Here is a 14,452-nt window from a genome sequence, read left to right as displayed (position 1 = left end):
TGCTCCGTTCAGTTCGTCGAGCCGGACGCGAGCGCCTTGAGCACCTTGTCGGTGATGTCGATGCGCGGGCTGACGTACACGGCTTCCTGCACGATCAGGTCGTAATTCTGCTGCTCGGCGATCTGCTTGATGACCTTGTTCGCCTTCTCGAGCACGGCCGCCAGTTCCTCGTTGCGGCGCTGGTTCAGGTCTTCGCGGAACTCGCGCTGCTTGCGCTGGAAGTCGGTATCGAGCTGGGCGAGATCGCGCTGCTTCTGCGCGCGGTCGGCCGCCGACAGCGACGCGCCGTTCTTGTCCAGCGAATCGGACATCGACTTCAGGCGTGCCGCCAGATCCTGCAGATCCTTGTCACGCTTCGCGAACTCGGCTTCGAGCTTCGTCTGCGCCGCCTTCGCGGGCGCCGACTCGCGCAGGATCCGATCCGAATTGACCGCCGCGATGCGGGCGACGTCCTGTGCGTGTACCGTCGCAGCGCCCAAGGCCAGCGCAACGGTCAGCGCGCACATCACTCGTTTCGAAAACTTACCGGTTAGCAAAATTACCCTCTCGTTGCTGTTGTCATGCGTTCGGTCAGAACGCCGTCCCGATCTGGAACTGGAATTTCTGGTACTGGTCGCCTTCGTGCTTCTGCAGCGGGAAGCCGAGGCTCAGCTTCAGCGGGCCGATCGGCGAAATCCACGCGAGACCCACGCCGTAGCCGTAACGCAGGCCGTTGGCGCCCGTACTCGTGCCGCCCGGCGCGTTGCCCCACACGTTACCGCCGTCGAGGAACGTGAACACGCGCAGCGTGCGGTCGTAGCCCGTGCCCGGCAGCGGGAACGTCAGCTCGATGTTGCCGACGAGCATCTTCGAACCGCCGATCGGGTCGTTCGTCTTCGTGTCGCGCGGGCCCAGCGAGCTCGGCTCGTAGCCACGCACGGAGCCGATACCGCCCGCGTAGTAGTTCTTGAAGATCGGGTACGGGTTGCCGATACCGTTACCGTAGCCGCCTTGCAGGTTCAGGCCCAGGATGAAGCCGCGCGAGAACGAATAGTAGTACTGGGCCTGCAGGTCGGCCTTGTAGTACTGGATCTTGCCGACCGGTACGCCGTACTCCATGTTCGCCTGCGTGAAGTAGCCGCGGCTCGGAATCAGCGCGCTGTCACGCGCGTCGCGCGACCACGCGACCGTCAGCGGCACCGTGTTCGACACGCGGCCGAACTCGTTCACGTAATCCTGGTAGCTCTGCGGCGTGTTGGAATCGACGTCGAGACGGTTCTGCTCGAAGCCGGCGCCGAAGTAGACGGTGTCGACTTCCGAGAACGGAATGCCGAACTTCAGGTTGCCGCCCGCGCTGATGATCCGGAAGCTCGAGCTCGTCGAGTAGTAGAGCGGCTGGTACGTGCGGTAGTAGACGTCCGTGATCCGCTTGATGCCGTCGACCGTGAAATACGGGTCGACCTGCGTGACGGTCAGCGTACGGTAGCTCTTCGCGGTGTTGACGTTCACCGACAGGCTGGTACCCGAGCCGAACACGTTGTCCTGCGACACGCCCGCCGACAGCACGACCTTGTCCGTCGACGAGAAGCCGGCGCCCAGCGTGATCGCGCCGGTCGGCTTTTCATCGACCTTCACGTTCACGTCGACCTGGTCGTTCGTGCCGTCGACCGGCACCGTCGTCACGTCGACGTTGGTGAAGTAGCCGAGACGGTTCACGCGATCCTTCGACAGCGCGAGGCGGTTCGAATCGAACCACGAGCTTTCGAGCTGGCGCATTTCGCGGCGCACGACTTCGTCGCGCGTGCGCGTGTTGCCGACGACGTTGATCCGGCGCACGTACACGCGGCGGCTCGGATCGACGACGAGGTTCAGGTTCACCTTGTGGTTCGCCTGGTCGATGTCCGGCTGCGCGTTGACGGTCGCGAATGCATAGCCGTATTCACCGAGCTTGTCGACGATCGACTTGGTGGTCTGCTGCAGCTTTTCGGCCGAGAAGCGGTCGCCCGGCTTGATCTTGATCAGCTTGCTGAGTTCGGCCTCGCGATCGAGCAGGTTGCCCGACAGCTTGATGCCCGACACCGTGTACGGCTCGCCTTCGTGCAGCGTGACCGTCAGGTACATGTCCTTCTTGTCGGGCGAGATCGACACCTGGGTCGAATCGATGTTGAACTCGAGATAGCCGCGGTTCAGGTAGTACGAGCGCACCGCTTCGAGGTCGCCCGTCAGCTTTTCCTTCGAGTACAGGTCGTTCTTCGTGTACCAGGAGAACCAGTTCGGCGTGGACAGCTGCATCTCATCGCGCAGCGTGCTGGTGCTGAATGCCTTGTTGCCGATGAAGTTGATCTGGCGGATCTTCGCGCTCGGGCCTTCGGCCACCGCGAACAGGATCGACACACGGTTCGCGTCGACCGGCGTGACCGTCGTCTTGACCTCGGCCGCGTAGAAGCCGCGCGTGAGGTACTGGCGCTTGAGCTCCTGCTCCGCCTTGTCGACGAGCGCCTTGTCGTAATAACGGCCGTCGGCAAGGCCGACCGCGCGCAGCGCCTTCGTCAGGTTGTCCTTGTCGAATTCCTTCGTACCGGTGAAGTCGATCGACGCGATGGCCGGACGCTCCTGCACCTGCACGATCACGACGTTGCCCTGCGTGGCGATGCGTACGTCGTTGAAAAAGCCCGTCGCGTACAGCGCGCGGATTGCTTCGGATGCCTTGTCGTCCGTGAAGGTATCGCCCTGCTTGATCGGCAGGTAGGCGAACACCGAACCCGCTTCGACGCGCTGCAGCCCCTCGATCTTGATGTCTTGCACCACGAACGGTGCCGCTGCATGCGCCGCGAGGCCGTGCGCGGCGAGCGCGGCCGCTGCAACTGTCTTAGGTACAAAACGATGAGGTTTGAACAACATGCATCCCCAATATTTAGCTGCATCAAATCAGGCGGCTGCCCAGCGGCCGCCGCCTGACGCTTCAGAAATGGATTAACCGAGCCAGATCGTTGAACAGCGCGATCGCCGACAACGCGACGATGCAGATCAACCCGGCTCTTTGCAGAATCAGCTGCCAGCGCTCCGAGACGGCTTTCCCGGTCGCGGCTTCAACCGCATAATATAACAGATGCCCCCCGTCCAAAACGGGAATCGGCAACAAGTTCAGGACGCCAAGGCTAATGCTGACAAGGGCGAGGAACGACAGGAACGCCGACGGACCGAGCCGCGCACTCTTGCCCGCGTAGTCGGCAATCGTCACGGGGCCGGACAGATTCTTCAGCGACGCGTTGCCCGTGATCATGCGCCCGAACATCCGCAGCGAATACACGGAAATGTCCCACGTGCGGTGCGCGCCGAGCCGCAGGCTCTCGATCGGCCCGTAACGCACGTCGACGGACGGCGCATGCATCGACAGCGCCGCACCGATACGGCCGACCTGCTGCCCCGATTCGTCGTCGCGCTGCATCTGCGGCACGATCGACACCGTCTGCGCAGCGCCTTCGCGCTCGATCTGCAGCTCGAGCGGCTTGCCAGCATGGTGTTTCACGAAATCGATGAAGCGCGTCGCGCCGCCGATCGGCTTGCCGTCGAGCGCGACCAGCTTGTCGCCGGACTTCAGGCCCGCCTGCTCCGCCGCGCTGCCGGGCTGCACCGACGCGACCGACAGCGTGCCGCCGCCGGTCTCGAAGCCCAGATGGGCCATGAAATCGTCGTCGAGCTGACTTTCGGGAACGTTGCGCAGGTCGACGCGGAAATCAAACGTCGTGTTGCCGTCGCGCGCGCCGAGCACGATCTCGCGGTGATCGAACGCGGCCGCGAGCAGCTTCCAGCGCAGGTCCGACCACGACCTTACCGGCTCGGACTCGCCGTCTTGCGCGTCGCCCGTGCGCACGTTGCGGATCGACACGATCGCCTCACCACCGTCGAAGCCCGCGCGCGCCGCCGCCGTACCGGCGGCCGGCGGCGCGACGATCGCGGCCGGTTCGGTCACACCGGTGGCAAATACGACGGAAAACAGGAGAATTGCCAACAGGAAGTTGGCAATCGGCCCGGCCGCGACGATCGCGATGCGCTTGTAGACCGATTGCCGGTTGAATGCCTGGCCGAGCTCCTCGGGCGGGATGCCGGAGCCAGGATCGCGTTCGTCGAGCATCTTCACGTAGCCGCCGAGCGGCAACGCGGACAGCGTCCACTCGGTGCCCGTCCGGCGGCTGACCCAGCGCGCGACGGGCTGGCCGAAGCCGATCGAGAAACGCAGCACCTTCACGCCGCACCAGCGCGCGACGCGATAATGTCCGTACTCATGCACGACGACCAGCACCCCGATCGCCACCGCAAACGCGATCAGTTCGACCAGCACGTTCATGAGCACCCCATTCAGACAGTGCGCTCCACGCGTGGCGCAGGCGCTTTGGCAATGATCTCGGCGGCGAGGCGGCGTGCCTCTGCATCCGCCGCCAGGACGTCGTCGAGCCCGTCGGGCGCGCGGTTCGGCAGCGTGTTGAGCACGGCGTCGACCGTCGCCGCAATCGCCATGAAGCCGATGCGGCGCGCGAGAAACGCTTCGACCGCCACTTCGTTCGCCGCGTTCAATGCGGCGCTCGCGATACCGCCTTCCTCGAGTGCCTTCAGCGCGAGCGCGAGGCACGGGAAGCGCGCGTAATCGGGCTTCTCGAACGACAGCTGGGCGATCTGCGCGAGGTCGAGCTGATCGACGCCCGCATCGACGCGCTCGGGGAACGCGAGTGCGTGCGCGATCGGCGTGCGCATGTCGGGGTTGCCGAGCTGGGCGAGCACCGAGCCGTCGCGGTACGACACGAGCGAATGGATCACGCTCTGCGGATGGATCAGCACGTCGATCCGGTCGCCCGGCAGCCCGAAGATCCAGTGCGCCTCGATCACCTCGAGGCCCTTGTTCATCATCGTCGCGGAGTCGACCGAGATCTTGCGGCCCATCACCCAGTTCGGATGCTTGCAGGCTTCGTCCGGCGTCACGTCGACGAGCGTGGCCGGCTCGCGCGTGCGAAACGGGCCGCCCGACGCGGTCAGGATGATCTTCGAGATCCCGCCGTGCTCGTTCTCGTCGCGCGGCATGCACTGGAAGATCGCGTTGTGTTCGCTGTCGACCGGCAGCAGGATCGCGCCATGGTCGCGTACGGCGTCCATGAAGATAGCGCCCGACATCACCAGCGATTCCTTGTTCGCGAGCAGGATGCGCTTGCCGGCGCGCGCGGCCGCGAGGCTCGGCGCGAGGCCGGCCGCACCGACGATCGCCGCGACCACCGTGTCGCAGCCGTCGCTCTTCGACACGTCGACGAGCGCCTGCGGCCCGTGCAGCACGGTCGTCTTGCTGCCCGCCGCACGCAGCTTCGCTTCGACGTGCGCGGCGGTCGCGGCATCGCCGACCACCGCCACTTCAGGCGCAAAGCGCAGGCATTGCTCGACCAGCTTGTCGCCGTTGCGGTGTGCGGTCAGCGCGTAGACCGAGAAGCGCTCGGGATGGCGCGCGACCACGTCGAGCGTGCTGTCTCCGATCGAGCCCGTGGAACCGAGCAATGTCAGACGTTTTTGCATAACAGAAATAGTGGTTTAACCAAGCAGCAGCATCGCGAGCGGCAGCACCGGAAGCAGCGCGTCGACACGGTCGAGCACGCCGCCATGGCCAGGCAGCAGTCCGCTCGAATCCTTCACGCCCGCCTGCCGCTTCAGCAGCGACTCGAACAGGTCGCCGATCACGCTGTACGCGACCAGCAGCGTCAGTGCAGCCCACGCGCCGGGCATTCCGTAACGCACGGCGAACGCGGAAAACAGGGTCGGCTCGAACGCGTGCACGACCATCGCGACACCGGCGACGACCATCACGGCGAGCCAGCCGCCGATCGCGCCTTCCCAGCTCTTGCCGGGGCTGATCGTGATGGCCAGTTTACGCTTTCCGAAGGCCTTGCCCGCGAAGTATGCGCCGATATCGGCCAGCCAGACGACCAGAAGCAGCGACAGCACGAACGGCACGCCCAGCGCGCGCGCCGCGACGAGCGCATGCCAGCAGGCCGCAAAGACCACGAGGCCGGCCGCCAGCAGGAACGGCCGCCAGACGCCGCCCGCGAGTTCGGGCTTGCGCCGCAGCGCGAACGGGCCGACCAGCAGCCAGAACACGCCGGCTGCCATGAAAAGGGGACGGGACGAAGCCGCATCGACGCCGAGCGGCACCGTTGCCGCGAGCGCAAGCGCCGCGACGACTGCATAGACGACCGGGCCGGCGCCGCCCAGCTTGAGCAGGCGCGCCCATTCCCACGCGGCGAACACGAGCACGACGCCGATCAGCGCGCCGAACGCGGTGAGCGGCGCGAACAGCGTCACCGGCAGCAGTACCGCCAGCATCACGATCGCCGTGATCACACGGGTTTTCAGCATGAAAGGGAGTCGGCGTTCTGCGATTGCGGTTCGAGCTGTGCGCTCGTGCGGCCGAAACGACGTTCGCGCTCCGTATACGACGCCATGGCGTCGGCCAGTGCCGCGCCGTCGAAATCCGGCCAGTATTTGTCGGTGAAATAGAATTCGGCGTACGCGAGCTGCCACAGCAGGAAGTTGCTGACGCGCTGCTCGCCACCGGTACGGATGAAGAGATCGGGCTCCGGCGCATAGGCCATCGCCAGGTGCGGCGCGAACGCGTCCTCGGTCACTTCGACCTCGCGCCCTTCGCGCACGGCCTGCTCGACGAGCTTCTTCGTCGCCTGCAGGATGTCCCACCGGCCGCCGTAGTTGGCCGCGATGGTGAGCGTAAGACGGGTGTTGCGCGCCGTCTTGGTTTCGGCGCGGCGAATCAGTTCGCGGATGCGCGGCTCGAAACGGTCGAGATCGCCGACGACACGCAGGCGGATCCCGTTCGCATGGAGCTTGCCGACCTCGCGCTCGAGCGCGGTGATGAAGAGCCGCATCAGGAACGACACTTCGTCGTTCGGCCGGCGCCAGTTTTCCGAACTGAACGCGAACAGCGTCAGGTATTCGACGCCGGCGCGCGCGCAGCCTTCGACCACCGCCCGCACGGCATCGACGCCGCGGGTATGCCCCGCGACGCGCGGCAAGCGGCGTTCGGTCGCCCAACGGCCGTTGCCGTCCATGATGATCGCGATGTGACGCGGCACGACACCGACGTCAGGCACGCGAACGGTAGAGCTGGTATAGGTCATGGCCGTTGAGACAGTTGCGGGAAGAAGGCGGCGCGCGAGGACGGTCGTCAGACCGTCATGATCTCGGCTTCCTTGGTCTGCACGAGCTTGTCGATTTCGGCAACGTGCTTGTCGGTCAGCTTCTGCACGTCGTCGCTCGCACGGCGCTCGTCGTCTTCCGAGATTTCCTTGTCCTTCACGAGCTTCTTGAGTGCTTCGTTCGCGTCGCGGCGCAGGTTGCGGATCGCGACCTTGGCCGTTTCGCCTTCGCCCTTGACGACCTTGGTCAGTTCGCGGCGGCGCTCTTCCGTCAGCGCGGGCATCGGCACGCGGATCAGGTCGCCGGCCGTAGCCGGGTTCAGGCCCAGGTCGGCTTCGCGAATGGCCTTCTCGACCTTCGCGACCATGTTCTTTTCCCACGGCTGCACGCCGATCGTGCGCGCATCGACGAGCGTCAGGTTAGCGACCTGCGAGATCGGCACCATCGACCCGTAGTAGTCGACCTGCACGTGATCGAGCAGACCGGTGTGTGCACGGCCCGTACGGATCTTTGCCAGATCGTTCTTGAACGCTTCGATCGAGCGCTGCATCTTTTGCTCGACGCCCTTCTTGGTATCAGCGACACTCATTTCAACCTCCGAACCTTCTAACCTTCAAAGAACGCGGGCCCTGCCCGGCGCGTCCGTCGCGCCGCAGCCGATGGCCCGCATCCGCGGGAGTTTACACGTGGACGAGCGTACCTTCGTCCTCGCCCAGCACGATGCGCTTGAGCGCGCCCGGCTTGTTGATCGAAAACACGCGAATCGGCAGCTTCTGGTCGCGGCACAGCGCGAAGGCCGTCGCGTCCATCACCTGCAGGTTGCGGCTGATCGCCTCGTCGAACGTGATCGTCGTGTAGCGCGTGGCCGACGGATCCTTCTTCGGATCGGCAGAATATACGCCATCGACCTTGGTCGCCTTCAGCACGACCTCGGCGCCCACTTCCGAACCGCGCAGCGCGGCGGCCGTGTCCGTCGTGAAGAACGGGTTGCCCGTACCGGCCGCGAAGATCACGACGCGGCCTTCCTCGAGCTGGCGAATCGCGCGGGGCCGGATGTACGGCTCGACGACCTGGTCCATGCGCAGCGCGGACTGCACGCGCGCCTCGATGCCGGCGTGGCGCATCGCGTCCTGCAGCGCCAGCGCGTTCATCATCGTCGCGAGCATCCCCATGTAGTCCGCCGTCGCGCGATCCATGCCGGCCGCGCCACCCGCGACACCGCGGAAAATATTACCGCCACCGATCACGACCGCGAGCTGCGTACCGAGACGCACGACTTCGGCGATATCGGCCACCATCCGTTCGATCGTCGCGCGATTGATGCCGAAGGCATCGTCGCCCATCAGCGCTTCGCCGGAGAGTTTGAGGAGGACGCGTTTATAGGCATTGGACATAGGGGCTTCCGAGCGACGAGAGGATGACAACCACGAACTGTAGGGGCGAAATACTGATTCGGGCAAGCGCCGACGGTCGAACCGGGTTTCCCGGCCGGCCGGCGGCGGCGCCGACCGCGGCGGAGCGGACGCCCGCCGCGGATACTGCCTGACTGCTTACGGCTTACTGCTGCTTTGCTGCTGCGACTTGCGCGGCCACTTCGGCGGCGAAGTCGTCCTGGCGCTTCTCGATGCCTTCACCGACGACGAACAGCGCGAACTTCTGCACTGCCGCATTCGCTGCCTTCAGCATCTGCTCGATCGTCTGCTTGTCGTTCTTCACGAACGTCTGGTTCAGCAGCGACACTTCCTTCAGGTACTTCTGGACGCTACCGTCGACCATCTTCGCGACGATCTCGGCCGGCTTGCCCGATTCCGCAGCCTTCTGCTCGGCCACGCGGCGTTCCGTCTCGATCAGTTCCGCCGGCACGTCAGCCGACGACAGCGCGACCGGCTTCATTGCCGCGATGTGCATCGCGACGTCCTTGCCGACCTGCTCTTCCGCGCCCGTGTACTCGACGATCACGCCGATACGCGCGCCGTGCAGGTACGTTGCGATCTTGTTCGCGGTTTCGAAACGGACGAAACGGCGGATCGAGACGTTCTCGCCGATCTTGCCGATCAGGGCCAGACGCACTGCGTCGACCGTCGAGCCTTCGAGCGGCAGTGCCGACAGCGCTGCCACGTCGGCCGGGTTCTGCGTCGCGACGAGTTCTGCAACCGTCTTCGAGAATGCGAGGAAGTCGTCGTTCTTCGCGACGAAGTCGGTTTCGCAGTTCAGCTCGACCAGCGCGCCTGCGTTGCCGCCGACGAACGATGCGACGACGCCTTCTGCCGTCACGCGCGATGCCGCCTTGCTCGCCTTGTTGCCGAGCTTGACGCGCAGCAGCTCTTCAGCCTTGGCCAGATCGCCGTCGGCTTCCGTCAGCGCCTTCTTGCACTCCATCATCGGTGCGTCGGTCTTCGCGCGCAGTTCTGCCACCATGCTTGCGGTAATTGCCGCCATCATTCGCTCCTTGAGTCTGTATTCACAACGCCGCCCGCTTGGACGCGAACGGCCGAAAATCGTTTCCGGACCCGCGCCGATTCGGCGCGATCAGGTCCGGCGCACAAGCTTAAAAAAAGGGGGCCTGTTGAGAGCCCCCTTTTTGCGCCGGCTCGGGGCCAGTTACGCGTTTTCCTCGACGTACTCGTCGTCGCCGCGTGCGGCCTGGACCACTTCGTTGACCGCGTTCGCACGGCCTTCGAGGATCGCGTCGGCCACGCCTTCAGCGTACAGCGCGACTGCCTTGCTCGAGTCGTCGTTACCCGGGATCACGTAATCCACACCTTCCGGCGAGTGGTTCGTATCGACCACGGCGATGACCGGCACGCCCAGCTTGTTCGCTTCCGTGACGGCAATCTTGTGATAGCCGACGTCGACGACGAAGATTGCGTCCGGAATGCCGCCCATGTCCTTCACGCCGCCGATCGACTTCTGCAGCTTCGCGATTTCGCGTTCGAACAGCAGCGCTTCCTTCTTGCTCATCTTCTCGAGCTCGCCTGCCTCGACTGCCGCTTCCATGTCCTTCAGGCGCTTGATCGATACCTTCAGCGTCTTGAAGTTGGTCATCATGCCGCCGAGCCAGCGTGCGTTGACGTACGGCATGCCCGCGCGCTGCGCTTCCTGGGCGATCGTGTCACGCGATTGACGCTTCGTGCCGACGAACAGGATCGTGCCGCGGTTCGCTGCCAGCTGGCGCACGTACTTCTGTGCGTCCGTGAACATCGGCAGCGTCTTTTCGAGGTTGATGATGTGAATCTTGTTGCGGTGACCGAAAATGAACGGAGCCATCTTCGGGTTCCAGAAGCGCGTCTGGTGACCGAAGTGGACACCCGCTTCCAGCATTTGGCGCATCGTAACTGCCATGTAAATTCTCCACGAGGGTTGGGTCTTAAGCCGGCCGCCGTACCGCCGCACGAACCTGCCCCGAAAGGCACGATTTCCGCGCGGCCGGCACCCTGGTTGCGCCGGCTTGCGATTCGGCACGTGCAAAACGCCCGTGCCGTAAGCCTTTCACCGCGATGCCGCCCCGGAATGGGGCACTACGGCATTTGGATGTCGACTTAGCCAAAGAGTATAGCACGCCGATTTGTCCGCTCTCAAGTCGCTCACCACTTTCGCTTGCCGCGCGGCAGCCGGCCGGACAATCCGCGAAAACCCGCACCCGCACCGCCGGCAGGGGCTGCGACGCCTGCCAGAAGGTGCGATAATCCGTCAATTCACCGCATTCCAGGCATACCTCGATGGCTATTACGCTCAAAAACGAACACGATATCGCCGAGATGCGCGTCGCCTGCCGTCTCGCGAGCGAAGTGCTCGACTTCATCACGCCGCACGTCGTCGCTGGCATCACGACCGCCGAACTCGACCGCCTCTGCCACGAGTTCATGCTCAACGAACAGGGCACGATCCCGGCACCGCTGAACTACCAGCCGCCCGGCTATCCGCCGTACCCGAAGGCCACCTGCATTTCGGTCAACGACGTGATCTGCCACGGCATTCCCGGCGAGAAGGTGATCAAGAACGGCGACGCGCTGAACATCGACATCACCGTGATCAAGAACGGCTACTTCGGCGACACCAGCCGGATGTTCATCGTCGGCGAGGGTTCGATCCTCGCGAAGCGCCTCGTGCAGACCACCTACGAATGCATGTGGCTCGGCATCGACCAGGTCAAGCCCGGCGCGCACCTCGGCGACATCGGCTACGCGATCCAGAAGCACGCGGAAGCGCAAGGCTACAGCGTCGTGCGCGAATACTGCGGCCACGGCATCGGCACGGTGTTCCACGAGGATCCGCAGGTCGTCCACTACGGCCGCCCGGGCACCGGCATCGAACTGAAGGCCGGGATGATCTTCACGATCGAGCCGATGATCAACGCCGGCAAGCGCGACATCCGCACGATGCCCGACCAGTGGACGGTCAAGACGCGCGACCGCAGCCTGTCGGCGCAGTGGGAGCACACGGTGCTCGTCACCGAAACCGGCTACGAGGTGCTGACCGTGTCGGCCGGCACGCCGGCACGCCCCGTGTTCGCGCAACCGGCCGCCGCGGTCTGAGCGCCGTCGCGCCAGCCCGCCCTATCCGCACCACCTGCACCTGACCGGCCGCCCATGAGCGCTCACGCCGCCCCTTCGCCCGACGCGCTGTCGCGGCGCGCCGAATTCAAGGCCGCCAAGACGGAGATGCTCGAGCGCTTTCGCCGCGCGACGAACGTCGCGTCCCTGATGCACGCGCTGTCGAAACTCACCGACGATGCGCTCAAGCGCGTGTGGGACGATTGCGGGCTGCCCGCGACGCTGGCACTCGTCGCCGTCGGCGGCTACGGGCGCGGCGAGCTCGCGCCCTATTCCGACGTCGACATCCTCGTGCTGCTGCCCGATGCGCACGACCCCGCGCTCGACGCGCGCATCGAACGCTTCATCGGGATGGCGTGGGATCTCGGCCTCGAGATCGGCAGCAGCGTGCGCACGGTCGCGCAGTGCATCGAGGAGGCGTCGCAGGACGTCACGGTGCAAACGTCCCTGCTGGAAGCGCGCCGCATCGTCGGCAGCACCGCGCTGTTCGAGCGCTTCACGGTGCGCTACCACGAGGCGCTCGACGCCCGCGCGTTCTTCACCGCGAAGGTGCTCGAGATGCGCCAGCGCCACGCGAAGTTCCAGGACACGCCGTACAGCCTCGAGCCGAACGTGAAGGAAAGCCCCGGCGGGCTGCGCGACCTGCAGACGATCCTGTGGATCGCGCGCGCGGCAGGCTTCGGCAGCAGCTGGCGCGAACTCGACACGCGCGGCCTCATCACCGATCGCGAAGCGCGCGAACTGCGCCGCAACGAAGGCTTCCTGAAGACGCTACGCGCGCGGCTGCACGTGATCGCCGGCCGCCGCCAGGACATGCTCGTGTTCGACTTGCAGACGCAGGCGGCCGAGAGCTTCGGCTACCAGCCGACGCAGACCAAGCGCGCGAGCGAGCAGCTGATGCGCCGCTATTACTGGGCCGCGAAAGCCGTCACGCAGCTCGCGACGATCCTGATCCAGAACATCGAGGCGCAGCTCTTTCCCGCGACGAGCGGCATCACGCGCGTGCTGTCGCCCGACCGCTTCGTCGAGAAGCAGGGGATGCTCGAGATCGTCGACGACGGCGTGTTCGAGCGCCATCCCGACGCGATCCTCGAAGCGTTCCTGCTGTACGAGACGACCCGCGGCGTGAAGGGCCTGTCCGCCCGCACGCTGCGCGCGCTGTACAACTCGCGCGAGATCATGAACAACGCGTGGCGCCGCGATCCGCAGAACCGCGACACGTTCATGCGGATCCTGCAGCAGCCCGAAGGCATCACGCACGCGTTCCGGCTGATGAACCAGACGAGCGTGCTCGGCCGCTATCTGCTGAACTTCCGCCGCATCGTCGGCCAGATGCAGCACGACCTGTACCACGTGTACACGGTCGACCAGCACATCCTGATGGTGTTGCGCAACATCCGCCGCTTCGCGGTGGCCGAGCACGCGCACGAATATCCGTTCTGCAGCCAGTTGATCGGCAACTTCGAGCGCCCGTGGGTGCTGTATGTCGCCGCGCTGTTCCACGACATCGCGAAAGGCCGCGGCGGCGATCACTCGACGCTCGGGATGGCCGATGCGCGGCGCTTCTGCCGCGAGCACGGCATCGCCGGCGACGACGCGTCGTTGATCGTGTGGCTCGTCCAGCATCACCTGACGATGAGCCAGGTCGCGCAGAAGCAGGACACGAGCGACCCCGAAGTCATCAAGCGCTTTGCCGAAGTCGTCGGCAACGAACGCTACCTCACCGCGCTGTACCTGCTGACCGTCGCCGATATCCGCGGCACGAGCCCGAAGGTGTGGAACACGTGGAAAGGCAAGCTGCTCGAGGACCTGTACCGCATCACGCTCGCGGTGCTCGGCGGCGCCAACCCCGACGCGCATTCGGAGCTGAAGTCGCGGCAGGAGCAGGCGCTCGCGCTGCTGCGCCTCGAGACCGTGCCCGAGGACGCCCATCGCGCGCTGTGGGACCAGCTCGACGTCGGCTTCTTCCTGCGTCACGACGCAGCCGACATCGCGTGGCAGACACGCGTGCTGTACCGGCACGTGAACGCCGAAACCGCGATCGTCCGCGCGCGGCCGTCGCCGATCGGCGACGCGCTGCAGGTGCTCGTGTACGTGAAGGATCGCCCCGACCTGTTCGCGGGCATCTGCGCGTATTTCGACCGCAACGGGCTGTCGGTGCTCGACGCGCGCGTCAGCACGACGCGGCACGGCTACGCGCTCGACAACTTCATCGTCACGCAGACCGAACGCGACGTGCGCTACCGCGACATCGCGAATCTCGTCGAACAACAGCTCGCGTCGCGGCTCGCCGAAACCGCACCGCTGCCGGAGCCGTCCAAAGGCCGCCTGTCGAGGCTGTCCCGGACGTTTCCGATCACGCCGCGCGTCGACCTGCGGGCCGACGAGCGCGGCCAGTACTACATCCTGTCCGTGTCGGCCAACGACCGGCCGGGCCTTCTCTATTCGATCGCGCGCGTACTCGCCGAGCATCGGATCGGCGTCCACGCGGCGCGGATCAATACGCTCGGCGAACGCGTCGAGGACATCTTCCTGCTCGCGGGTGCCGGCCTGTCCGACAACCGCCTGCAGATCCAGCTTGAAACCGAGTTGCTGCGTGCGATCGCAGTCTGAATGAATTCCAGCGTTTATGCGCACCAAACTAACCGTCAAGAATCCGAAGCCGGCGTCGCCGACCCGCGCCCCTGTCCGCTCCGGCAGCCTCGTCGCCCGCAAGGCGGTGCGTCCCGCTG

At 65.4% G+C, this 14,452-nt stretch carries 12 protein-coding genes; 2 read left to right on the top strand and 10 right to left on the bottom strand.

Translation table 11 applies throughout. From position 1 onward, the window contains the following. Positions 1-8: 8 nt before the first annotated feature. The 10 genes from ABY44_RS15940 to rpsB all read right to left on the bottom strand — a co-directional run bounded on the left by ABY44_RS15940 (position 9) and on the right by rpsB (position 10,509). The gene (locus tag ABY44_RS15940; protein WP_011549544.1) at positions 9-506 is read right to left on the bottom strand and encodes an OmpH family outer membrane protein; all 498 of its coding nucleotides are present in this window, start codon (positions 504-506) and stop codon (positions 9-11) included. Between the two features lie 64 nt (positions 507-570). Then, on the bottom strand, positions 571-2,880 hold the full coding sequence (bamA, locus tag ABY44_RS15935) for an outer membrane protein assembly factor BamA (RefSeq protein ID WP_057056463.1): 2,310 nt from the start codon (positions 2,878-2,880) through the stop codon (positions 571-573). A 61-nt stretch (positions 2,881-2,941) separates the two neighbouring features. Continuing rightward, positions 2,942-4,327: an RIP metalloprotease RseP gene (rseP, locus tag ABY44_RS15930; RefSeq protein ID WP_060170432.1), complete on the bottom strand. Its 1,386-nt coding sequence runs from the start codon at positions 4,325-4,327 to the stop codon at positions 2,942-2,944. A gap of 11 nt (positions 4,328-4,338) precedes the next feature. Continuing rightward, complete coding sequence (locus ABY44_RS15925; protein ID WP_027787091.1) at positions 4,339-5,535, bottom strand: 1-deoxy-D-xylulose-5-phosphate reductoisomerase; 1,197 nt, start codon at positions 5,533-5,535, stop codon at positions 4,339-4,341. Between the two features lie 15 nt (positions 5,536-5,550). Further along, positions 5,551-6,372 (bottom strand): phosphatidate cytidylyltransferase, encoded by an 822-nt coding sequence (locus ABY44_RS15920; protein WP_027787090.1) that lies wholly within the window; start codon positions 6,370-6,372, stop codon positions 5,551-5,553. Further along, positions 6,366-7,148, bottom strand: coding sequence for a polyprenyl diphosphate synthase (gene uppS / locus ABY44_RS15915; protein ID WP_006478494.1), 783 nt, complete (start codon positions 7,146-7,148; stop codon positions 6,366-6,368). The genes ABY44_RS15920 and uppS overlap by 7 nt, the downstream gene beginning before the upstream one ends. A gap of 47 nt (positions 7,149-7,195) precedes the next feature. Then, positions 7,196-7,756 (bottom strand): ribosome recycling factor, encoded by a 561-nt coding sequence (gene frr / locus ABY44_RS15910; RefSeq protein ID WP_027787089.1) that lies wholly within the window; start codon positions 7,754-7,756, stop codon positions 7,196-7,198. 91 nt (positions 7,757-7,847) lie between these two features. Then, positions 7,848-8,561 carry a UMP kinase gene (gene pyrH, locus ABY44_RS15905; RefSeq protein ID WP_011352459.1) on the bottom strand — a complete coding sequence of 238 codons (714 nt, stop codon included), beginning with the start codon at positions 8,559-8,561 and terminating at the stop codon, positions 7,848-7,850. Positions 8,562-8,724: 163 nt separating this feature from the next. Next, complete coding sequence (gene tsf, locus ABY44_RS15900) at positions 8,725-9,606, bottom strand: translation elongation factor Ts (RefSeq protein WP_021159104.1); 882 nt, start codon at positions 9,604-9,606, stop codon at positions 8,725-8,727. Positions 9,607-9,768: 162 nt separating this feature from the next. Continuing rightward, positions 9,769-10,509, bottom strand: coding sequence for a 30S ribosomal protein S2 (rpsB, locus tag ABY44_RS15895; protein ID WP_006483818.1), 741 nt, complete (start codon positions 10,507-10,509; stop codon positions 9,769-9,771). Between the two features lie 377 nt (positions 10,510-10,886). Between rpsB and map the strand changes: the two genes are divergently transcribed. Both map and ABY44_RS15885 read left to right on the top strand, forming a co-directional pair. After that, positions 10,887-11,702, top strand: a complete 816-nt coding sequence (map, locus tag ABY44_RS15890; protein ID WP_021159103.1) for a type I methionyl aminopeptidase — start codon at positions 10,887-10,889, stop codon at positions 11,700-11,702. A 54-nt stretch (positions 11,703-11,756) separates the two neighbouring features. Further along, positions 11,757-14,333: a [protein-PII] uridylyltransferase gene (locus tag ABY44_RS15885; protein WP_060170433.1), complete on the top strand. Its 2,577-nt coding sequence runs from the start codon at positions 11,757-11,759 to the stop codon at positions 14,331-14,333. Positions 14,334-14,452 lie beyond the last annotated feature (119 nt).

The sequence above is a fragment of the Burkholderia sp. ZZQ-2 genome, from assembly GCF_050768715.1.
Classification (GTDB): domain Bacteria; phylum Pseudomonadota; class Gammaproteobacteria; order Burkholderiales; family Burkholderiaceae; genus Burkholderia; species Burkholderia cepacia.
This window is presented reverse-complemented; position numbering and strand designations above follow the sequence as displayed.